The sequence below is a fragment of the Stenotrophomonas sp. INTA L402-1 genome (genome assembly GCF_059295135.1).
In genome coordinates this window covers 83,855-105,203 of record NZ_JCAFWP010000009.1, presented here as the reverse complement: position 1 = coordinate 105,203, position 21,349 = coordinate 83,855, and the positions used below count along the sequence as shown (strand labels likewise).

The 21,349-nt window shown below is 67.2% G+C and carries 22 protein-coding genes; 13 read left to right on the top strand and 9 right to left on the bottom strand.

The features are described 5' to 3' along the window. The first annotated feature begins 305 nt into the window (after nucleotides 1-305). A complete protein-coding gene (locus AC5O77_RS07950) occupies nucleotides 306-1,430 on the top strand; it encodes a pyridoxal phosphate-dependent aminotransferase (RefSeq protein ID WP_478056901.1) in 1,125 nt (374 codons plus the stop codon). Nucleotides 1,431-1,548: 118 nt separating this feature from the next. Here AC5O77_RS07950 and zipA read toward each other — a convergent pair whose 3' ends face one another. The 7 genes from zipA to AC5O77_RS07915 all read right to left on the bottom strand — a co-directional run bounded on the left by zipA (nucleotide 1,549) and on the right by AC5O77_RS07915 (nucleotide 8,519). Next, nucleotides 1,549-2,286 carry a cell division protein ZipA gene (zipA, locus tag AC5O77_RS07945; RefSeq protein ID WP_006376490.1) on the bottom strand — a complete coding sequence of 246 codons (738 nt, stop codon included), beginning with the start codon at nucleotides 2,284-2,286 and terminating at the stop codon, nucleotides 1,549-1,551. Between the two features lie 46 nt (nucleotides 2,287-2,332). Continuing rightward, a complete protein-coding gene (gene smc / locus AC5O77_RS07940; RefSeq protein WP_478056902.1) occupies nucleotides 2,333-5,836 on the bottom strand; it encodes a chromosome segregation protein SMC in 3,504 nt (1,167 codons plus the stop codon). Nucleotides 5,837-6,095: 259 nt separating this feature from the next. Beyond that, nucleotides 6,096-6,545 (bottom strand): 50S ribosomal protein L9, encoded by a 450-nt coding sequence (rplI, locus tag AC5O77_RS07935; RefSeq protein WP_014037734.1) that lies wholly within the window; start codon nucleotides 6,543-6,545, stop codon nucleotides 6,096-6,098. Nucleotides 6,546-6,650: 105 nt separating this feature from the next. Then, nucleotides 6,651-6,881 (bottom strand): 30S ribosomal protein S18, encoded by a 231-nt coding sequence (gene rpsR / locus AC5O77_RS07930; RefSeq protein WP_002804494.1) that lies wholly within the window; start codon nucleotides 6,879-6,881, stop codon nucleotides 6,651-6,653. Nucleotides 6,882-6,892: 11 nt separating this feature from the next. Beyond that, a complete protein-coding gene (rpsF, locus tag AC5O77_RS07925; RefSeq protein ID WP_006452997.1) occupies nucleotides 6,893-7,330 on the bottom strand; it encodes a 30S ribosomal protein S6 in 438 nt (145 codons plus the stop codon). A 229-nt stretch (nucleotides 7,331-7,559) separates the two neighbouring features. Beyond that, the gene (locus AC5O77_RS07920) at nucleotides 7,560-8,102 is read right to left on the bottom strand and encodes a CbrC family protein (protein WP_478056903.1); all 543 of its coding nucleotides are present in this window, start codon (nucleotides 8,100-8,102) and stop codon (nucleotides 7,560-7,562) included. A 78-nt stretch (nucleotides 8,103-8,180) separates the two neighbouring features. Next, nucleotides 8,181-8,519 (bottom strand): HesB/IscA family protein, encoded by a 339-nt coding sequence (locus AC5O77_RS07915; protein WP_006376495.1) that lies wholly within the window; start codon nucleotides 8,517-8,519, stop codon nucleotides 8,181-8,183. Between the two features lie 128 nt (nucleotides 8,520-8,647). Between AC5O77_RS07915 and asnS the strand changes: the two genes are divergently transcribed. The 12 genes from asnS (at nucleotide 8,648) to AC5O77_RS07855 (ending at nucleotide 19,189) form a co-directional block, all read left to right on the top strand. After that, nucleotides 8,648-10,042 carry an asparagine--tRNA ligase gene (asnS, locus tag AC5O77_RS07910; protein ID WP_478056904.1) on the top strand — a complete coding sequence of 465 codons (1,395 nt, stop codon included), beginning with the start codon at nucleotides 8,648-8,650 and terminating at the stop codon, nucleotides 10,040-10,042. Between the two features lie 30 nt (nucleotides 10,043-10,072). Further along, nucleotides 10,073-10,372, top strand: a complete 300-nt coding sequence (locus AC5O77_RS07905; protein ID WP_005417403.1) for a hypothetical protein — start codon at nucleotides 10,073-10,075, stop codon at nucleotides 10,370-10,372. A gap of 7 nt (nucleotides 10,373-10,379) precedes the next feature. Further along, on the top strand, nucleotides 10,380-10,694 hold the full coding sequence (locus AC5O77_RS07900; protein ID WP_149909398.1) for a hypothetical protein: 315 nt from the start codon (nucleotides 10,380-10,382) through the stop codon (nucleotides 10,692-10,694). 7 nt (nucleotides 10,695-10,701) lie between these two features. After that, nucleotides 10,702-11,340 (top strand): FMN-binding negative transcriptional regulator, encoded by a 639-nt coding sequence (locus tag AC5O77_RS07895; protein WP_478056905.1) that lies wholly within the window; start codon nucleotides 10,702-10,704, stop codon nucleotides 11,338-11,340. 72 nt (nucleotides 11,341-11,412) lie between these two features. Continuing rightward, nucleotides 11,413-12,075 carry a carbonate dehydratase gene (gene can, locus AC5O77_RS07890; RefSeq protein WP_014037740.1) on the top strand — a complete coding sequence of 221 codons (663 nt, stop codon included), beginning with the start codon at nucleotides 11,413-11,415 and terminating at the stop codon, nucleotides 12,073-12,075. A gap of 19 nt (nucleotides 12,076-12,094) precedes the next feature. Beyond that, nucleotides 12,095-12,616, top strand: a complete 522-nt coding sequence (locus AC5O77_RS07885; RefSeq protein ID WP_478056906.1) for a 3-hydroxyanthranilate 3,4-dioxygenase — start codon at nucleotides 12,095-12,097, stop codon at nucleotides 12,614-12,616. A 203-nt stretch (nucleotides 12,617-12,819) separates the two neighbouring features. Further along, a complete protein-coding gene (gene kynU / locus AC5O77_RS07880) occupies nucleotides 12,820-14,094 on the top strand; it encodes a kynureninase (protein WP_032127677.1) in 1,275 nt (424 codons plus the stop codon). Nucleotides 14,095-14,125: 31 nt separating this feature from the next. Continuing rightward, nucleotides 14,126-15,493 carry an FAD-dependent oxidoreductase gene (locus AC5O77_RS07875; RefSeq protein ID WP_478056907.1) on the top strand — a complete coding sequence of 456 codons (1,368 nt, stop codon included), beginning with the start codon at nucleotides 14,126-14,128 and terminating at the stop codon, nucleotides 15,491-15,493. Continuing rightward, on the top strand, nucleotides 15,493-16,932 hold the full coding sequence (gene sbcB, locus AC5O77_RS07870; protein WP_478056908.1) for an exodeoxyribonuclease I: 1,440 nt from the start codon (nucleotides 15,493-15,495) through the stop codon (nucleotides 16,930-16,932). The genes AC5O77_RS07875 and sbcB overlap by 1 nt, the downstream gene beginning before the upstream one ends. Continuing rightward, a complete protein-coding gene (locus tag AC5O77_RS07865) occupies nucleotides 16,929-17,615 on the top strand; it encodes a DUF2461 domain-containing protein (protein WP_478056909.1) in 687 nt (228 codons plus the stop codon). The genes sbcB and AC5O77_RS07865 overlap by 4 nt, the downstream gene beginning before the upstream one ends. Next, nucleotides 17,615-18,595 (top strand): aldo/keto reductase, encoded by a 981-nt coding sequence (locus AC5O77_RS07860; protein ID WP_049463159.1) that lies wholly within the window; start codon nucleotides 17,615-17,617, stop codon nucleotides 18,593-18,595. The genes AC5O77_RS07865 and AC5O77_RS07860 overlap by 1 nt, the downstream gene beginning before the upstream one ends. A 42-nt stretch (nucleotides 18,596-18,637) precedes the next feature. Further along, nucleotides 18,638-19,189, top strand: a complete 552-nt coding sequence (locus tag AC5O77_RS07855; protein WP_478056910.1) for a DUF2939 domain-containing protein — start codon at nucleotides 18,638-18,640, stop codon at nucleotides 19,187-19,189. A gap of 135 nt (nucleotides 19,190-19,324) precedes the next feature. Here AC5O77_RS07855 and AC5O77_RS07850 read toward each other — a convergent pair whose 3' ends face one another. Next, complete coding sequence (locus tag AC5O77_RS07850; RefSeq protein WP_087923029.1) at nucleotides 19,325-20,269, bottom strand: 5'-nucleotidase; 945 nt, start codon at nucleotides 20,267-20,269, stop codon at nucleotides 19,325-19,327. 47 nt (nucleotides 20,270-20,316) lie between these two features. Beyond that, nucleotides 20,317-21,090 (bottom strand): NAD kinase, encoded by a 774-nt coding sequence (locus AC5O77_RS07845; RefSeq protein WP_006376667.1) that lies wholly within the window; start codon nucleotides 21,088-21,090, stop codon nucleotides 20,317-20,319. Between the last annotated feature and the right edge of the window lie 259 nt (nucleotides 21,091-21,349).

Genomic DNA, 21,349 nt, shown 5'->3' with positions numbered 1-21,349 from the left:
GCGCCCGACCGTCAGGCCCTGTAACGCCCCCGCCTTTGTAGCGTCGAGCTTGCTCGACTGGTGCTCCCTCGCTCTGGCACGTGCCAACCACTCCCCCATCCTGGTACGTGCCAACCACTCCCCAGCTCTGGTACGTGCCAACCACCCTCCCGCTCTGGTAGGTGCCAACCACTCCCCAGCTCTGGTAGGTGCCAACCTTGGTTGGCACATCTACAGTCGAACATGGTTCGACTCCGCAGAAGAGCAGCTTGCCGCCCATCCCCACCGGCGCTAGCGTGCGACGGTCGCCCTTCGGAATCCCACCCGTGACCCTGCCTGCCTCCCGTCGACGCTTCCTGCAACTGGCCGGTGCTGGCCTCGCCGTCGCCGGCACCGGGCTGCCGCAGCTCGGCCATGCCCAACCCGCGACAGCCGCCGCCCCAGCCCCTGCCAAAGGCGCCGTACTACTGAACTTCAACGAATGCCCGTACGGCCCCTCGCCCGCCGCCCAGCAGGCGGCGCGCGACAGCATCGCCAGCTGCGGCCGCTACCGCTTCGCTCTGGCGGCACAGGTTCGCGATGCCTTCATCGAACAGGCCCGCATTCCGGCTGATCACGTGCGGCTGTATCCGGGTTCCAGCGAGCCGCTGAACCGCGCCGCCGTGCTATGGACCGGCCCGCAGGCGGGGCTGGTAGTGGCCGACCCGACCTTCGAGACGCTGGGCGAGGTCGCCGCCGCACACGGTGCACACGTGCAGAAAGTGCCGCTGCGCGAGGACGGTGCACACGACCTGCGTGCGATGGTCGCCGCCGCACACGCACGCCCGACCGGGCTGCTGTATGTGTGCAACCCCAACAACCCGACCGGCTCGATCAGCCCACCAGATGAGCTCGCCTGGCTGCTGGCCCACAAGCCCGCTTCCACCCGCGTGCTGTTGGACGAGGCGTATCTGCAGTACAGCGAACAGCCGAGCCTGATCGCGCAGGTGGCGCAGCGCGATGACCTGATCGTGTTGCGCACATTCTCCAAGCTATATGGTATGGCCGGCCTACGCCTGGGCGTGGCGACCGCACATCCCGACCGCCTGCGCGAACTGGCCAGCCTGGGCGACAACCCGCTGCCGGTGCCGGCGCTGGCGGCGGCACTGGCCAGCCTGCGCGATCCGCAGTTGATTCCGCAGCGCCGCCTGCAGAATGCCAAGGTGCGCCAGGCCACCATCGCATGGCTGGGCAAGCGTGGTTTCAGCTGCGTGCCGTCGGAAGCGAACTGCTTCGTGGTCGACGTGCAACGCGATGGCAGCGCGTTCGCCAAGGCGATGGCGGACAACGGCGTGGTGATCGGACGCAGCTGGCCGATCTGGCCACAGCGCGTGCGCGTGACCGTCGGCACCGAAGAGGAAATGGCCGCGTTCCGCCATGCGTTCGCGAAGGTGGCCGGCGTACCGGCCTGATCCTGTTGGATGGGGCGAACCTTGGTTCGCCCCATCCACGCATGGCGTGGATCTACTGTTGTGGGTGCCGACCGTTGGTCGGGGTGGGTGCCGACCGTTGGTCGGCACGCCATGGCGCTTACCAGCGCGGGGTCTTGGTCAGCGGCGGGGCCTGGTGCTGGCGGTCGTAGGCGCGCAGCTCGTCACGGATGTGTGCGATGCGCTGGCGGCCCAGGGCATTGCGGCTGTCATCCAGCACCACGCCATCCAGCAGTTCAGCCATGCGCTGCACCGTCGGCAGCATCTTCTCCCAGGCGTCCAGCGCGGTCAGCGGCGCCGGCAGGGTCAGGAAGAAGGCGATGGCTGGGGTTTCCATGGCGCGGATGTTGGCCATGTCGAAGCTGCCCGGCTTCATGATGCTGGCCATCGAGAAGATCGGGCCGCGCTCGGGGTGGCCTTCCACCAGGCGGTGGAACACGTTCATGTGGCCGAACACCAGGCCGGTCTTCTCGGCCGCCACCACGATGTCCTCACCACGCAGCTGCTCGCCGGCCCGGGCAGCCACGAACAAGGAGACGATCTTGTCGAAATCCTGGGTGGCGCGCTTGCCGAGATCACTGGCGCCCGGGTCGGTTTCGCCCAGACCAAGTTCGGCCTGCTCGCCTTCCGTGCCCATGCCCGGTTCGACGCGGCCATCGGCCACGGCGACGCCGTCTTCGCCCAGTACCGGCTCGCGGCGCTCGCCGCTGGTCGGTTCCGCGCCTTCCACGCGGCGCCCCTGGGGCTTCTTTTTCGGACGGCCAAACAGGAAGATCGCGGCGATCAACAGCAGGCCGGCGGCCAGGATGCCGATGCGCAACAGTGCCGTGTCGGACATTCGATAGGTTCTCCGGCTAGTTCATTCAGGTAACTAGGATGGCACGTCAGGCCGCGCCCGCCAATCGCGCGGCTTCTTCCAGGTCCACGCTGACCAGGCGGCTGACGCCCGGCTCGCGCATGGTCACGCCCGACAGCTGGTGCGCGGCCTCCATCGTCGCTTTGTTGTGGCTGACGAACAGGAACTGCACCTTTTCGCTCATTTCCTTGACCATGTTGGCCAAGCGGCCGACGTTGGCTTCGTCCAGCGGCGCGTCCACCTCGTCCAGCAGGCAGAACGGCGCGGGGTTCAGCTGGAAGATGGCGAACACCAGCGCCACCGCGGTCATCGCCTTCTCGCCGCCGGACAGCAGCGAGATGCTGGACACGCGCTTGCCCGGCGGACGCGCCATGATGGTCACACCGGTGTCGAGCAGGTCTTCACCGGTCAGTTCCAGGTAGGCGTGGCCGCCACCGAACAGGCGCGGGTACAGCGCCTGCACGCCAGCGTTGACACGATCGAAGGTGTCCTTGAAACGACCGCGGGTCTCGCGGTCGATCTTGCGGATCGCATCTTCCAGGGTTTCCAGCGCCGTGGTCAGGTCGGTGTGCTGCGAATCCAGATAATCCGAGCGTTGCGAAGCCTCGCCGTACTCGTGGATGGCGGCCAGGTTGACCGGCTCCAGCCGGCGCATGCGGCCATCGATCTGGTGCACGGCCTGCTCCCAGTCGCCCAGGCGGGCGTCCTCGGGCAGTGCGTTGAGCACGTCCTGCAGCACGAAGCCGGCCTTCTCCACCGCGCCCTGCAGGGTGTCCGCGCTGAGCACCAGCGCCTGCTGGTCCAGCTTGCGTTGCGAGATTCGCTCGCGCTGGGCCAGCGCCTGTTCGTCGCGCTGGTGGCGGGTCTGTTCGTAATTGCGCAGCTCGGCGTCGATGCCGTCCAGCAGCGTGCGCGCCTCGGTCAGCACGCGATCGGCCCGCACACGCTCTTCCAGTGCGTTCTGGTGCTCGGCCTGCAGCGACTCGACTGGCGAATCGCCCTCATCCAGCTGCGAATGCAGTTCGCCCAGGCGCGAATCCAGCTGCCCGCGCTGGGTGCCCATGCGTTCCAACGCCTGGCTCAACGAGGCCAGCTGCGCCCGCTGTGATTCCAGGGTCAGGGCCAGCGAGTGCGAGCGCTCGCGCACCGCTCGCGCGGCGTCTCTGGCCAGGTCGCGGGCCTCGGTCAGCTGGCGACGCTCACCCTCCAGCCGTTGCCGGGTCGATTCCAGGTCGCCCATGCTGCTGACCGCGTTCTCCAACCGCGAACGCGCTTCACGCGCCTGCTCGTTGTTGGCTTCCAACGTTTCCTGCAGCTGCTTCAGTTCACCTTCGATGCGGTCGATGCGCGTGCGCGCCGCCTCCACCTTGCCCTGCTGTCCCTGCAATTGGCCAGCCAGTTCAGAGACCGCACGATGGGCCTGGTACAGCCCACGCTGCGCGTCTTCGCGCTGCTGCTCAGCGGCCTGCAACTGCTCACGGAAACCGGAAAGCTGCTCTTCCAGCTCGGCCTCGCGGTCCTGCAGCTGCTCGATCTGCTCGCGCAGCTCGTTGATCTCGCGCTCGCGCAGCAGCGCGCCCTGCTGGGCCGCACCGGAGCGCGATACGCGCAGCCAGCCCTGGCCCAGGCGCTCACCACTCTGGGTGATGATCGAATCGCCTTCCGGAAGACTGCCCTGCAACACCTTCGCCTCGGACAGGTCCTTGGCTGCGTGCAGGTGTGCCAGCAGTCGACGGATCGCTGCCGGGCCACGCACGCGGGCCGCCAGCGAGGTCGGCGCGACCTTCAGGTCCGCGCCATCGTTGGCGACCAGTGCGATGTGGCCCTCGCCAAGTTCGCCGAGCGCATCGACCAGGCTGGCCGGATCATCAACCAGCACGCCTTCGATCAATTGGCCCAGCGCGCTTTCCACCGCGTTTTCCCAGCCGGCATCAACGTCCAGGCGTTCGCCGACACGCGCTGCCGAATCCAGCCCACGCGCCTTCAGCCACGCCACGGCAGCGCCCTGCTCCTGGCCCAGCGCGGCCTGCTGCAGGGTTTCCAGCGAGGCCAGGCGACCGCGCAGGCCGTTGGCCTGCTTGCGCAGTTCGGCCAGTTCGTTCTGGCCATTGCGCTGCTGTTCCTGCACGGCCGCCACGCCCTGCTTGCGCAGCTCGACGTCTTCGCTCAATTCATCCAGCGCAGTCTTCTGCGTGTCGTGCTGCAGGTGCAGCTGCTCGAAGGCTTCTTCCAGCGCGTCCACGTCCAGCCCGGCGCGCTCGGCGGCCAGGGCCTCGCGACGCCGGTCAGCGTCGAGGATCTGCTTGTCCAGGTAGTCCACGCGCGTGCGCTCGACATCGCCGGCGCGCGACGCCTCCGAACTCTGCGAGGTGTGCTGCTCCCAGCGCTGCTGCCAGCTGGCCAGCCGGTCCTCGGCCTCGCGCAGGCTTTCCTGCTTGATCTCGTTCTCTTCCTGCAGCTCTTCCAGCTGCGGGGTGGCGGCCTCCACCGCTTCGCGCAGCACCAGCAGTTTGGCCTCGTCGCCGCTGATGTGCTGGCCCAGTTCGGCCAACGCCTGGCGCGTCTCGTCGCGCGCCTTGTGCAGGCGCTGCGACAGTTCGCGCTGGTGCTGGATCTGCTGTTCCACGCGCGCCAGCGTGCTGCCGACCTGGTAGACCGCGGCCTGCGCGGTGTTCAGCGCGTCGGCGGCCTCTTCGCGGCGCACGCGCGAGGTCTCGATGCGGGCCTCGGCGTCACGCTGGTCGGCGATCAGCTGCTGCAGTTTGGTCTCTTCCTGCGACAGGCCCTCGCGCAGCTTGGACAGGCGACCGTCCAACCCGCGGAATTCCAGGGCCTTCCACTCGGCATCCTTGACCCGGCGCTCTTCCTGCAGCGCCTGGTACTGCTCGGCCTGCCTGGCCTGGCGCTTGAGGTGTTCGAGCTGCTTGCTGATCTCGTCGCGCAGGTCGCCCAGCCGGTCCAGGTTCTCGCGGGTGTGGCGGATGCGGGTCTCGGTCTCCTTGCGGCGCTCCTTGTACTTGGAGATGCCGGCCGCCTCTTCCAGGTACACGCGCAGGTCTTCCGGGCGCGCCTCGATGATCTGGCTGATCATGCCCTGCTCGATGATCGAGTAGCTGCGCGGGCCCAGGCCAGTGCCGAGGAACAGGTCGGTGATGTCGCGGCGACGGCACTTGGTGCCGTTGAGGTAATAGTTGCTGGTGCCGTCGCGGCTGACCGTGCGCTTGACCGAGATTTCGTTGAACGAGGCGTACTCGCCCGAGATTGTGTGGTCGGAGTTGTCGAAGATCAGCTCGACGGTGGCCTGCGAGACCGGCTTGCGGGCATTGGAACCGGAGAAGATCACGTCGGTCAGCGAGTCGCCGCGCAGGCGGCTGGCCGAGCTCTCGCCCATGACCCAGCGCACGGCGTCGATGATGTTCGACTTGCCGCAGCCATTGGGCCCCACCACGCCGGTCATGTTGGTCGGCAGGTGCAGGGTGGTCGGATCGACGAACGACTTGAAGCCGGACAGCTTGATCGTGGAAAGACGCATAGGGGTTCCGGACTGGGGCCGGCAAGCGGCCTGCGTTTACCCTCCAAGTCATTGATCCTGCTGGGATCGATGCCCGTGGAACGGGTGTGACGCCCTGAGTATACCGATGTGGCCGTGTTCTACGAATGGGCGTGGAACATTGTCCAGCCCCACCCCGTCGGCCGGACGTGGCCCGACGCCACGAAACGGAGCCATAAAACAAAACGGGCACCCTTGCGGGCGCCCGTTCTGCGGTGATGCCAGGCCTTGCGGCGTGGGATCAGGCTTCGGCGACGACGACGACCTTGACGGTGGTCTCGACGTCAGCGTGCAGGTGGACCAGCACGTCGTATTCGCCGATGTTGCGGAAGGCGCCTTCGCCCAGGATGACTTCGCTCTTGCTGACCGGCAGGCCGGCAGCGGTGAAGGCATCGGCGATTTCGCGGGCGCCGACCGAGCCGTACAGCTTGCCTTCGGTCGAAGCGTTGGCCGGGATGGTCACGCTCGCGCCTTCCAGCTTGGCCTTGCGGGCGTCAGCGTCGGCGTGGATGGCCTGGGCCTTGGCTTCGTATTCGGCGCGCTTGGCTTCGAACTCGGCCTTGTTGCTCTCGGTGGCCGGAACGGCCTTGCCCTGCGGCACGAGGAAGTTACGGCCGTAGCCCGGCTTCACGTCGACCAGGTCGCCCAGGTTGCCGAGGTTGGTGACTTTCTGCAGGAGGATCAGCTGCATGGTATTGCTCCAGATGAGTTATTCGTTAGCGAGGCGATGCCCCGCAACAAAGGCTGTCCGAATAGCTGGCACAGCGGGGGCGGCACCGGGCCGCCCCGCCGGGCATCAGACGTCGTGGTTGTCGGTGTACGGGATCAGGGCCAGGAAGCGAGCGCGCTTGACGGCGGTCGCCAGCTGACGCTGGTACTTCGACTTGGTACCGGTGACGCGGCTCGGCACGATCTTGCCGTTCTCGGTCAGGTACTGGCGCAGGGTGTTGAGATCCTTGTAGTCGATCTCCTTCACACCTTCAGCCGTGAACTTGCAGAACTTGCGGCGACGGAAGAACTTGGACATGGGAAGGCTCCTTAGGCGGCGGAAGCGGCGTCGTCGCCGGCTTCGTTGTCAGCGGTGGTGGTGGACTCGCCTTCTTCGTCGTCACGACGACGGCGCTCACCGCGCTCCGGCTTGTCACCCTTCTCGTCCTTGCTCTTCATGATCAGCGACTGCTCGGTGTCAGCCTCGTCACGCTTGATGACCAGGTTGCGCAGCACGGCGTCGTTGAAGCGGAAGCTTTCGGTCAGTTCGTTCAGAACGGCCTGGTCGGCTTCGATGTTCATCAGCACGTAGTGGGCCTTCACCAGGTTCTGGATCGGGTACGCCAGCTGGCGGCGGCCCCAGTCTTCCAGACGGTGGATGGTGCCGTTGCCGTTCTCGACCAGCGACTTGTAGCGCTCGATCATGGCCGGGACCTGCTCGCTCTGGTCCGGGTGGACCATGAACACGATTTCGTAATGACGACTCATGTTTTTTTCTACCTTTCGGATGTGGCCTCGCGGCCGGACAGCCCCCCGCCGTTGAGACCGCGGTGGGGCAAGGATTCCCGCCAGGAAGGCAGGAAGCCGCGCATTATGGCGCAGATGGGGTGGCTGGGCAACCGGCGGGTCACAGGGCAACCTGAACCGGGGGCAGCCTTCATGCCAGCCAAGGCTGGCCGCTACCGGAGCCCCGCACAGTCCACGAATCCGCCTGGATTCACCCCAGGTCGACGTGAAGGCGGTGCTGGCCGCATTCCAGGCACTGGAACAGGCAGCCAATCATCTCCCCGTCCCGGCTCAGGTGTTCAAGCACCCAGTCGGCGTCGCGCGGATTGACCTCGACCACGTCGGGCCGGACCTCGTCGAGGATGGGCAGCAGATCTTCGCTGCCGGCGTAACCGAGGAAGGCGCAGGGCCGCTCACAATGGCTGAGCCAGACCGACTGCTGCCAGGAAGAGTAGCCCGGGGTGCGCTCGCAGATCTCCAGCAGCAGCTCACGGGCGATGGTCGGCGGCGGATCGGCCGGATCCGGGGAGACCCCTTCGATATCGCTCCAGCCGGTGAATTCACCCTCGTAACTGGCCGCTGCCCTGCCATCGGCGATACACCAGGGGCACAGGTAATCGGGGCTCAGAACGGAGTAGAACGGCCCCCGGTACCGCAGTGTGCGCGGCTGACCGCAGCAGTCGCAGACCCCGTCGACCTCTTCGAAGGAGAGGGCGTAGGCGTTGGGGTGATAAATGAAAAGCGGTCGTTCCATCCGTGGATCCCTTCCCTGCCGACCAAGGTCGGCATCTACCAGCGCCCGGCCATGCCCGGCGGACGCCAGAACCAGCCCTCAGGCCTTGTCGGCGTCGGTGGTGAAGCTCTCGCCGCAGCCACACTCGGCGGTGGCGTTCGGGTTGCTGAACGTGAACGTTTCGCTCAGGCCGTGCTTGCCGAAGTCGATCACGGTGCCGTCCACCAGCGCCAGGCTCTTGGCGTCGACGTAGATCTTCACGCCGTCCTGGTCGAACACGGTGTCGCCCTCGCGCTCGTCGCGGGCCAGGTCGGTGATGTGACCCCAGCCCGAGCAACCGGTCTTGGTCACGCCGAAACGCAGGCCCAGCGCGCCGGGGGTCTGGGCGACAAAGCGCTGCACGCGCTCGAAGGCAATGGGGGTCAGGCTGACGGCCATGGGGCTACTCCAGAGGTACGGGGACATTATAAGGAGCCGTTGCCACGAAAAATGCCTCGCAAGCAGAACGCTGCAACCGGTAAACTCCCGTGTTCACAGATCGAGTCGATCAGCAGAGGATTCAAGTCATGACGGTGGTCAGCGTTGAACATGCGCTTGCCGGGAAGATCCCGGAAGGCGGCGAAGTCACGGTACGCGGATGGGTGCGCACGGTGCGCGGTTCAGCGAATCTGGCCTTCGTGAATGTGAGCGACGGCTCCTGCTTCGCGCCGATCCAGGTCGTGGCCGGCGACAGCCTGGTCAACTTCGACGAGATCAAGCGCCTGACCAGCGGCTGCTCGGTCATCGCCACCGGCACCCTGGTGAAGTCGCAGGGCAAGGGCCAGTCGTTCGAGATCCAGGCCAGCACGCTGGAAGTGGTCGGCTGGGTCGAAGACCCGCTCACCTACCCGATCCAGCCCAAGCCGATGTCGCCGGAGTTCCTGCGCGAAGTGGCGCACCTGCGCCCGCGCACCAACCTGTTCGGCGCGGTCACCCGCATCCGCAACTGCCTGGCCCAGGCCGTGCACCGTTTCTTCCACGAGAACGGCTTCAACTGGATCAGCACCCCGATCATCACCACCTCCGACGCCGAGGGCGCCGGCCAGATGTTCCGCGTGTCCACCCTGGACATGGTGAACCTGCCGCGTGACGAGAAGGGCGCGATCGATTTCAGCCGCGACTTCTTCGGCAAGGAAACCTTCCTGACCGTGTCCGGCCAGCTGAACGTCGAGGCCTACTGCCTGGCGCTGAGCAAGGTCTACACCTTCGGCCCGACCTTCCGCGCCGAAAACAGCCACACCACCCGCCATCTGGCGGAGTTCTGGATGATCGAACCGGAAATCGCCTTCGCCGACCTGGCCGAAGACGCTCGCCTGGCCGAAGAGTTCCTGAAGTACCTGTTCCGCGCGGTGCTGAACGAGCGTGGCGACGACCTGGCCTTCATCGCCGAGCGCGTGGACAAGAACGCGATCACCAAGCTGGAAGACTTCATCAATGCGCCGTTCGAGCGCATCGACTACACCGATGCGGTCAGCCTGCTGCAGAAGTCCGGCAAGAAGTTCGACTTCCCGGTCGAATGGGGCTTGGACCTGCAGACCGAGCACGAGCGCTGGCTGACCGAAGAACACGTCGGCCGCCCGGTGGTGGTGACCAACTATCCGGAGCACATCAAGGCCTTCTACATGCGCCTGAACGACGACGGCAAGACCGTTGCCGCGATGGACGTGCTGGCCCCGGGCATCGGCGAGATCATCGGCGGCAGCCAGCGCGAAGAGCGCCTGGACGTGCTGGACGCGCGCATGGCCCAGTTCGGCCTGGATCGTGAGCACTACAGCTGGTATCGCGACTTCCGCCGCTATGGTTCGGTGCCGCACGCCGGCTTCGGCCTGGGCTTCGAACGCCTGGTGGTGTACGTCTGCGGGCTGTCCAACATCCGCGATGCGATCCCCTACCCGCGCGCCCCGGGCAGCGCGGACTTCTAAGCCCCACACGACCACGGAGGTACCGCTCCCATGACCCTGTTCTTCGCCCTCTGTTTCGTCGGCGTTGCAGTGGCCGGGTTCAGTGCCTTCGTGATCTTCTGGCCGCTGACCCTGGTGCACGTACGCGATCGCCATCCGGCGCTCGCCGAGCGCTTCGGCAGCGGTGCCTTCCTCAAGCCCGATGCCCTGGCCTGGCTGCTGCGCCGTGACTATCGCCAGCAGCCGGACCGCTCGCTGTCCGGGCTGGCGACGCCGGCCTGGGTATCGCTGCTGACCCTGCTGGCCGGACTGGGCATGGCCGCCCTGCTCTGGCTGGCCTCGCTCTGGTAACACATCCATGAATGACATCACCGCCTCGCGCGACAGCTGGTGGCTGGCCAGCCTCGGCAACACCCTGATCTGGGCGCGCCTGCGCGTGCGCCCGGCCGGCACCGCCGAAGTGCTCGACAGCGATGGCAACACGCTGAGCTATGACAGCGAAGACACCGCGCGTTCGCAGCTGTTCGACGCCGAATTCGTCGAGTACGACGGCCTGGACGAGGAAGACGCGCTGGTGCGCGGCTTCAGCCTGCGCGAAGTGCAGCCGCCGCAGGCCGACAGCGATGAGGGCCTGCGCGGCCGCATGATCCAGTCGCTGGGCGGGCGCGCCTGACCCCTGCATGTTCACCCCGCGCGCCTTCGCCGAGACCGATCTGCTCTGGCTGGACCGCCTGCTGGCGCGCGACCCGTTCGTTACCGTGCTCACGCCCGGCAGCGATGGCCTGCCGGAGCTGACCCGGATGCCGGTGCTGTACCGGCGTGACGGCGACCAGATCGAACTGCGCGGCCACTGGGCGCGCGCCAACCCGCAGTCGCGCCACCGCGGCGCGGCCAAGGTACTGATCGATGGTCCGCATGGCTACGTCTCGGCCAGCTGGTATCCGGACAAGGAACCCGCTGCGCGGGTACCCACCTGGAACTACGCCGCCGCCGAGCTGCGTGGCCAGCTGCAGACCTTCGACGATACCGAGGCGCTGGCCAACCTGGTCGGCGCGATCAGCGACCGCTTCGAAGCCAGTGTCGGCCAGGCCTGGCAGTTCGATACCACGCGTGCCGAACATGGCCCGGAGCTGCGCGCCATCGTCGGCTTCCGCTTGCAGGTCGAACAGGTGCAGCTGAAGCTCAAGCTGAGCCAGAACCATCCCGATGCGAACCAGCGCGCGGTGATCGCCGAACTGGAACAGCTGGGCACCCCCGCTTCCACCGAGTTGGCGCAGTGGATGCGCTGGCACCGCGAACAGGCCGCCCGCAGCGACTGAACGCCCCAGATTCCCGCGACGACGCAGCCGGACGGCTGCGGCGAGCCCCCACCCGACGCCAGGGACCCATACATGAAAGACATCCACAAGCTGCTGCAGAACAACCGCGACTGGGCCGACCGGATCGAGAAGGAAGACCCCGAGTTCTTCCACCAGCTCGCCAAGCAGCAGCACCCCGAATACCTGTGGATCGGCTGTTCCGATTCGCGCGTGCCGGCCAACCAGATCATCGGCATGGCCCCGGGTGAAGTGTTCGTGCACCGCAACGTCGCCAACGTGGTCGCCCACACCGATCTGAACTGCCTGAGCGTGGTGCAGTACGCGGTGGACCAGCTGAAGGTGAAGCACATCCTGATCGTCGGCCACTACGGCTGCGGCGGCGTGCATGCCTGCCTGCACAACACCCGCGTCGGCCTGGCCGACAACTGGCTGCGCCACGTTGGCGACGTGATGCAGAAGCACACCGGCATCCTCGATGCGATCGAGACCGACGAGCTCAAGCACGCACGCCTGTGCGAACTGAACGTGATCGAGCAGGTGGCCAACCTGTGCCGCTCGACCATCGTGCAGGACGCCTGGGCCCGCGGCCAGAAGCTGATGGTGCACGGCTGGGTCTACAGCCTGAAGGACGGACGCGTGCGCGAGATGGGCATCGACGTCGGTTCGCAGGAAGAGCTGCAGCCCGCCTATGAAAAGGCCCTGTCCTACGTCCCGCGCAAGGGCAAGCGCGACTGATCCCTTACGGATGACCACCATGCTCGCTTCGCCGATCAACCTGCACGCCTGGATCGAAGACAACCGCCACCTGCTGAAGCCGCCGGTGGGCAACAAGATGATCGACAACGGCGACTTCATCGTGATGGTGGTGGGCGGGCCGAACTCGCGTACCGACTTCCACTACGACGAAGGCCCGGAGTGGTTCTACCAGCTCGAAGGCGAGATGGTGCTGAAGGTGCAGGAAGACGGCGCGGTGCGCGACATTCCGATCCGCGCCGGCGAGATCTTCCTGCTGCCGGCAAAGGTTCCGCACTCGCCGCGGCGCCCGCCCGGTGGCATCGGTCTGGTGGTCGAGCGCAAGCGCCTGCCGCACGAGATGGACGGCGTGATCTGGCACTGCGAGCGCTGCAACCACAAGCTGCACGAAGAGTACTTCCCGCTGCAGAACATCGAAACCGACCTGCCCAAGGTGTTTGCGCGCTATCACGCCAGCCTGGAACTGCGTACCTGCAGCGAGTGCGGGCACGTGGACCCGCTGCCGGCGCCAGCGGTCGGCTGAGCCTCGAACGGTAGTCGCCCACCCTGGTGGGCGCATGCTCGCCCCCGCTCTGGTAGTTGCCCACCTTGGTGGGCGCTTGCTTGTACGTGCGCCAACCAAGGTTGGCGACAACCGGGCCATGCGGCGCTGGTGCCGGGTCGGCTGCTACCGGGCCCTGGCCCAGGCGCTACACTGGCGGTCCCGTTGCAGCCTGTTGCCCGACCATGTCCGACCTGCTCAGCCGCACCCACGCCATTGCCCTGGACGCCGCCGATCCGCTGCGCCCGCTGCGCAATGAATTCCTGATTCCGCGCCATGGCGGCGGCGAGCAGACCTACTTCGTCGGCAACTCGCTGGGCCTGCAGCCGCGTGGCGCGCAGGCGGCCGTGCAGGAAGTGATGAAGCAGTGGGGCGAGCTGGCGGTGGAAGGCCACTTCACCGGCCCGACGCAGTGGCTGTCCTACCACCGCCTGGTGAGCGCGCAGCTGGCCCGCGTGGTCGGTGCGCTGCCCAGCGAGGTAGTTGCAATGAACACGCTGAGCGTGAACCTGCACCTGATGATGGTCAGCTTCTACCGGCCCACGGCCGAGCGCCCGGTGATCCTGATGGAAGCCGGCGCATTCCCGACTGATCGCCACGCGGTGGAAGCACAGATCCGCTTCCATGGCTTCGACCCGGCCGAGTGCCTGGTGGAAGTGCAGCCGGACGAGGCCAACGGAACGATTTCACTGACCGCGATCGAGCATGCCATCGCCGAGCACGGTTCACGCCTGGCGCTGGTGCTGTGGCCCGGCGTGCAGTACCGCACCGGCCAAGCCTTCGACCTCGATGCGATCACCCGCGCCGCACGTCTGCAGGGCGCGCGTATCGGCTTCGACCTGGCACACTCGGTCGGCAACCTGCCGCTGCGCCTGCATGACGTGGCCCCTGATTTCGCCGTGTGGTGCCACTACAAGTACCTCAACAGCGGCCCGGGCGCGGTTGCCGGCGCCTTCGTCCACGAGCGCCATCACCGCGACACCAGCCTGCCGCGCTTTGCCGGCTGGTGGGGCCATGAGGAATCCACCCGCTTCCAGATGGCGCCGCAGTTCACCCCGGCCATCGGTGCCGAAGGCTGGCAGCTGAGCAATCCGCCAATCCTCGGCCTGGCGCCGCTGCGCGCCTCGCTGGACCTGTTCGAGCGCGCCGGCATGGAGGCGCTGCGCAGCAAGTCGCTGGCACTGACCGGCATGCTCGAAGCACTGGTGCGCGCACGCCTGTCCGGCGTGCTCGACATCATCACCCCGGCCGAGCCGCAGCGCCGTGGCTGCCAGCTGTCATTGCGCGTGATCGGTGGCCGCGAGCGCGGCCGTGCGCTGTTCGAGCATCTGCGCGGCATCGGTGTGCTCGGCGACTGGCGCGAGCCCGACGTGATCCGCATCTCGCCCACCCCGCTCTACAACCGCTACCTGGACGTGCACCACTTCGTCGAGGAAGTGGAAGCCTGGGCCGGCCTCTAAGCCGGCCCCTCCCCTACTGCTGGACAGTTCGTTGATCGCACACGCTTCCCGCTCGTTGAGCATTATCGGTGCCGGCCTTGCCGGGTCCCTGCTGGCCATCCTGCTGTCACGCCAGGGCTGGCGCATCACCTTGTACGAACGCCGCGGCGATCCACGCGTGGCCGACTACGAGAGCGGCCGCTCGATCAACCTGGCATTGGCCGAGCGTGGGCGCAACGCACTGCGTCAGGCGGGCGTGGAAGACGAGGTGATGGCGCGCGCGGTGATGATGCGCGGGCGCATGGTGCACCCGCGCGAGGGCGAACCGCAGCTGCAGCGCTATGGCCGCGACGACAGCGAAGTGATCTGGTCGATCCACCGCAGCGACCTGAACACCACGCTGCTGGAGCTGGCCGAACAGGCCGGCGCCACCGTGCACTTCCATCGCCGCCTGCACACCGTCGATTTCGATGCGGGTTACGCACGCTTCATCGATGACCGTGACGACAGCCCGCACGACATCCGTTTCGACACCCTGATCGGTGCCGACGGTGCCGGTTCGGCACTGCGTGCGGCGATGAACCGGCGCGCGCCGCTGGGTGAGGACATCGCCTTCCTCGACCACTCCTACAAGGAGCTGGAGATCCCGCCGGCTGCCGATGGCAGCTTCCGCATCGAGCGCAATGCACTGCACATCTGGCCGCGCGGCCACTACATGTGCATCGCCCTGCCCAACCATGAAGGCACCTTCACCGTCACTCTGTTCCTGCCCAACCAGGGCGACCCCAGCTTCGCCACGGTCAACACCGGCGCACAGGCCGAGGCGCTGTTCGCGCGCGAGTTCGCCGACACCCTGCCGTTGATCCTGAACCTGCGCGCGGACTGGGAGCAGCATCCGCCGGGCCTGCTTGGCACGCTCACTCTGGAACGCTGGCACCAGCAGGGCCGCGCCGTGCTGATCGGCGACGCCGCGCATGCGATGGTGCCGTTCCATGGCCAGGGTATGAACTGCGCGTTCGAGGACTGCGTTGCGCTGGCCCGTCACCTGATGGAGGCCGATGATCTGGAAGGCGCGTTTGCCGCGTTCGAAGCCGAGCGCAAGCCAAATGCGCGCGCAATCCAGCAGATGGCGCTGGAGAACTACCTGGAGATGCGCGACCGCGTGGCCGATCCCGCCTTCCTGCTGCAGCGCGAGCTGGAACAGGAACTGCAGCGGCGCTGGCCGACCCGCTTCGTACCGCACTACACGATGGTCACTTTCCTGCACACGCCGTACGCCGAGGCGCTGCGCCGCACCGAACTGCAGCGCGACATGCTGGTGGCCGCCACCGCCGGTCACGATTCACTGGACAACATCGACTGGACCGCACTGGAAGCACAGATCCACGCCCAGCTACCGGTCCTGGAGGGCGCGCACTGATGGCTGACAGCTTCCTGTTCTACGACCTGGAAACCTTCGGCCAGGACCCGCGGCGCACGCGCATCTCGCAGTACGCCGCGATCCGTACCGACGCCGATCTCAACGAAATCGACACGCCGGTCAGTTTCTTCGTGCGCCCGGCCGATGACCTGCTGCCCTCGCCGATGGCCACCCTGGTCACCGGCATCACCCCGCAGCAGGCACTGGCCGAGGGCATCAGCGAAGCCGAGGCCTTCGATCGCATCAACGAGCAGCTGTCGCGCCCCGGCACCTGTGCGCTGGGCTACAACACGCTGCGCTTCGACGATGAGTTCGTCCGCTACGGCCTGTTCCGCAACTTCCACGACCCGTACGAACGCGAGTGGCGCAACGGCAATTCGCGCTGGGACCTGCTGGACATGCTGCGGCTGATGCGCGCGATGCGCCCGGACGGCATCCAGTGGCCGCTGCGCGAGGATGGCGCCACCTCGTTCAAGCTCGAGCACCTGGCCGAGGCCAACAACGTGCGCGAAGGCGATGCGCACGAAGCGCTGTCCGACGTACGCGCCACCATCGGCATGGCACGCCTGTTCAAGCAGTCGCAGCCACGGCTGTGGGAGTACGCGCTGAAGCTGCGCGACAAACGCTTCGTCGGCAGCCTGCTGGACGTGGCCGCGATGAAGCCGGTACTGCACATTTCCATGCGCTACCCGGCCAGTCGCCTGTGCGCGGCCCCGGTGCTGCCGCTGGCCGCGCACCCGACCATCAACAACCGGGTGATCGTGTTCGACCTGGAAGGCGAGATCGACGATCTGCTGGAACTGCCGGCCGAGGTGATCGCGCAGCGCCTGTACATGCGCGCCAGCGAACTGCCCGAAGGCGTGGCGCGGGTGCCGCTGAAGGAAGTGCACCTGAACAAGGTGCCCGCGCTGATCGCCTGGAACCACCTGCGCGCCGATGACCACGCGCGCCTCGGCCTGGACGTGGCCGCGATCGAGGCCAAGGTGGAACGCCTGCGCGCGTTCGCCCCGCAGCTGGCCGAGAAGGCCCGGCAGGTCTACAACCAGCCCCGCGCCGCCACCGTGGCCGATGTCGATGCCTCGCTCTACGACGGCTTCCTCGGCAATGGCGACAAGCCGCTGCTTGCGCTGGCACGCACCACCGCGCCGGAGCAGCTGGCCGCGCTGGAAGGCCGCTTCCGCGACCCGCGCCTGCCGGAGCTGCTGTTCCGCTACCGCGCGCGCAATCATCCCGACAGCCTCGCACCGGCTGAACGCCAGCGCTGGCAGGATTACCGCCGCCAGCGCCTGCTCGGAGACGGCGGGCTGGGCGAACTCAACCTGCCCCAGTACCAGCAGCAGCTCGATGCACTGGCCGCCGAAGCGCCCGAAGATGCGCGGCGCCAGGCCCTGCTGCAATCGCTGCGCGACTGGGGCCAGCACCTGCAGGAGACCTTGTGAGTACCTATTTCTCGGACGCCAGCTTCAAGTTCCTGCGCAGCCTGGCGCGGCATAACGACAAGGCATGGTTCAACGACCACCGCCAGCAGTACGAAGACCACGTGCGGCAGCCGTTCCTGCGCCTGCTGGGCGACCTGCAGCCGGCGCTGGCCGAGGTCAGCGACCACTTCCGCGCCGATACCCGCGGCGTCGGCGGCTCGCTGTTCCGCATCCATCGCGACGCGCGCTTCTCCAACGACAAATCCCCGTACAAGACCTGGCAGGGTGCACGCCTGTTCCATGAGCGCCGCCGCGAGGTGGCCGCGCCCTCGTTCTACATGCACCTGCAGCCAGGCGAGAGCTTCGTCGGTGCCGGCCTGTGGCATCCGGAACCGGAGACCCAGCGCCGCGTGCGCCATTTCATTCTCGACAACCCCGGCAGCTGGAAGGCCGCAGCGCATGCACCGGCCCTGCGCAAGCGCTTCGACTTCGAAGAGAGCGAGAAGCTGGTGCGTCCGCCGCGCGGCTTCCCGGCCGACTTCGAATTCATCGACGACCTCAAGCACCGCAACTGGGTGATGTGGCGCTCGCTGGACGACGCCACCATGACCGGCCCGCGCCTGCTGTCCACGCTGGGCAAGGACCTGGCCGCGCTCGGCCCGTTCGTCGACTACCTGTGCGCGGCGCTGGACCTGGAATTCTGATGCCGTTGGCACAGCAACGCCGCACGCTGGGCCGCACCGGCCTGGCGGTTTCGCCGGTGGGCCTTGGCTGCTCCGGCTTCTGGGGGCATCGCCGCTTCCCGGAACAGTCGGCCGCGCACGTGGTCGAGCATGCACTGGCACAGGGCGTGAACCTGTTGGACACCGGCCACAACTATTCCGGTTTCCACGCCGAGCCGCGGCTGGGCCGCATCCTGCGCCCGTTGCTGAAGCGATACCCGCGCGAGTCGCTGGTGATTTCCAGCAAAGGCGGCACGCTGACCGGCCAGGCCGGCGTCAGCGGCGCCGAGCAACGCAATTTCTCGCCGGCAGCCATCACTGCCAGCTGCGAGGCCTCGCTGCGCAACCTCGGCCTGGATTACCTGGATATCTACCAGCTGCACGGTGCCAGCCAGCACGACATCAACGATGACCTGCTGGCCGCGCTGCAACGCCTGCGCGAACGCGGGCTGATCCGGCACACCGGCATCAATACGCACACGGCATCGACCCTGCGCTGGATGATCGACCATCCCACGCTGTTCGACGTGGTGCTTCTGGACTACAACGCCCTGCAGCAGGACCGTGAACCCCTCATCGACCAGTTGCACGCGGTGGGCATCGGCGTACTGGCCGGCACCGTGCTGGCGCAGGGCCATCTGCTGCCACCACGCCCGCGCCTGCCACGACCGGCGGATGCCTGGTACCTGGCCAGGGCCTGGCTCAAACCGAGCAGCCGTCAACTGATGCGCAGCGCACGCAACATGCGGAAGGCACTCGCCGCCATCCGCAGCCAGCGCCCGGCCCAGACCGCGTTTGCCTACGCCCTGGGCCATCCCGGCGTGGCCAGTGGCATCCTGGGCACCACCCGCACCGGCAGCCTGGACGAGGTACTGGCGACGCGGCTTGAGGCACTGACCGCAGCCGAACGCCAGCAGCTGGTGGACGCCTTCGGTGATGGCCGCGGATCTCCCAGTCATTGAGTCTTCACCCCATGCTGCTGCGGTTGCGGCAGTCTGGGCGGCATGAAGAAACTCACCGCACTCGTTGGGCTGCTGGTCCTGGCCTTGGCCGCCTGGTGGTTCGGCGGCCCGTACATGACCGTCAATGGCCTGTCCAAGGCCATTGAGCAACGCGACACCGCGCGCCTGGAGCGTTACGTCGATTTCCCGCGCGTGCGCAGCAGCCTGCGCGCGCAGCTCAATGACTATCTGGTGCGCCAAGCCGGCCCGGATGTGGCGGCCAGCCCGTTCGGTGCCCTGCTGTACGGGCTGGGCGACCAGCTTGGTGGTGCCGCGGTGGACACCATGGTGACCCCGACCGGGATCGGCGCGATGCTGCAGGGCCACGTGCTGTGGAAGCGTGGCCGCAATGAACTGCAGGGCGGCGATGCCTTCGGCGCGACCGAACCCGCACGGCCGCTGAAGCATGCCGAACATCATTTCGAAGCGCTGGACCGCTTCGTGATCGATGTCGATCGCGGCCCCGGCCAGCCGCCGATGAAGGTGGTGCTGGAACCGCAGGGCCTGCGCTGGAGGGTGGTGGACCTGCAGCTGGGGATGTCGGGCAGCCCGTGACCGGACCCGTGGCCTGACGGCAATGCCAACCAAGGTTGGCGACTACCGGGGTACAGCGCTCTGGTAGATGCCCACCTTGGTGGGCACGGATGCATGGCAGTGCCAACCAACGGTTGGCACCCACCCGTCGTGGCCTCAGCTCTCGTTGGCAACGCCATGCGGCACATGGCCGGCGGCCACATGCTCTCGGGCACTGTCGATGTTGTGCTGCGAATCATCGAAGAAGATGTCGGCGCCGAACGCCTGCAGGAACGGGCCCTTGTGGCGGCCACCGAGGAACAGCGCTTCGTCCAGGCGCACACCCCACTCACGCAGGGTGCGGATCACCCGTTCGTGCGCAGGTGCCGAACGCGCGGTCACCAGTGCGGTGCGGATCGGTGCACTGTCTCCGGCCGGGAACACTTCCTGCAGCGTGTGCAGCGCCGACAGGAAGCCACGGAACGGCCCGCCGCTGAGCGGCTCTCGGGCGCGCTCGCGTTCGTGGCGGCCAAAGGCTTCCACGCCCTGCTCGCGCGAAATGCGCTCACTCTCGTCGCCGAAGATCACCGCGTCACCGTCAAAGGCGATGCGCAGCTGGCCGGCCGGGCGACCGGTATCGATCTGGTCGGCCGCCGCAGCGGCGGTCTCGCCCGGCGGCTTGGGCAGGATGGTCGCCGCCGCGATGCCATGGCGCAGCGCGCTGCGCACCGATTCCGGGTTGGCCGACAGGAACAGGTCGGTGCCGAATGGCTTCACGTACGGCCAGGTCGGCTCGCCGGCGGTGAACGTTGCGCGGATGATGCCCAGGCCGTAGTGCTGGATCGAATTGAAGATGCGCAGGCCGGTATCGGCCGAATTGCGCGACAGCAGGATCACCTCGACCCGCGGGTTCTCCGGGCTGGCGCCCTGATTCAGCGCCAGCAACTTGCGCACCACCGGGAAGGCCACGCCGGGCCCGAGGATATCGTCCTCGTGCTGGCGCTGGAATTCGGCATAGGCCGCCACGCCATCGCTCTCGAACAGCGCATGGCTTTCCTCGAGGTCGAACAGGGCGCGCGAGGTCACCGCGACGGTCAGCAAACGGGGGGAGTTGTCGCCCATCGGTGGGGGTCCTTCAAGCGGTCGGCGGGGCCGGCCGCCTATTGTCGTCAAAAAACGAACTGTTCGCTCAGGATCCGGTCTTCCAGGTTGTGCTCCGGGTCGAACAGCAGGGTCACGCGGCGGTCCTTCGACTCGCGGATGGTCACCTCGACCACGTCGCGGGTCTCGTGCGAATCCGCTGTAACGCTGACCGGGCGCTTGTACGGATCAAGCACGCGGAAACGCACCTCGGTGTCGGCCTTGAGGATCGCCCCGCGCCAGCGTCGCGGCCGGTAAGGGGCCAGCGGCGTCAGCGCGATGGTATGCGAGCCCAGCGGCAGCACCGGTCCGTGCGCGGAATAGTTGTAGGCGGTACTGCCTGCCGGCGTGGCCACCAGCACGCCGTCTCCGATCAGTTCGGCCACACGTTCCTGGCCGTTGAGGTCGATGCCGATATGCGCCGCCTGCCGGGTCTGGCGCAGCAGCGACACATCGTTGTAGGCCAGCGAACCGGTACTGGTGCCCGACTCGGTCAGCGCCACCATTTCCAGCGGGCGCAGGTTGGCCGGTTCGGCACGGGCAATGCGGGCCTGCACGTCGTCGTCGCCGCGGTACTGGTTCATCAGGAAGCCGACGGTGCCCAGTTTCATGCCGAACACCGGCTTTCCCAGGTGCCCGTGCCGATGCAGGGTCTGCAGCATGAAACCGTCGCCGCCCAGCGGGCACAGCACGTCCGCCTGCTCCGGCGCGTGATCGCCATAGCGCGAGACCATCGCGGCGCGGGCCATCTGCGCGGGCTCGGTGGTGCTGGCCAGGAAAGCGATGCGGGGGGTGTCGCTCATCGGTGGATCCGGGGGGGACTGGTGAAGAGCATAACCGAGCGCCGGGGGGTGGACCGCGCGGGGCGGATGACCGGCATATCCGCCGGGACACGCCGTAAACCCGTCCCTGGGGGCTCGATCGCGCCATCCATGGCGCTCACGGTCCCGGCGGATATGCCGGTCATCCACCTGACAGGTCGACGGCCGGCGTCGGGTCAGTGATCGCAGAAAAACAGGCAGAAACAGAACGGCCCCGCTTTCGCGGGGCCGTTCCTCCAAC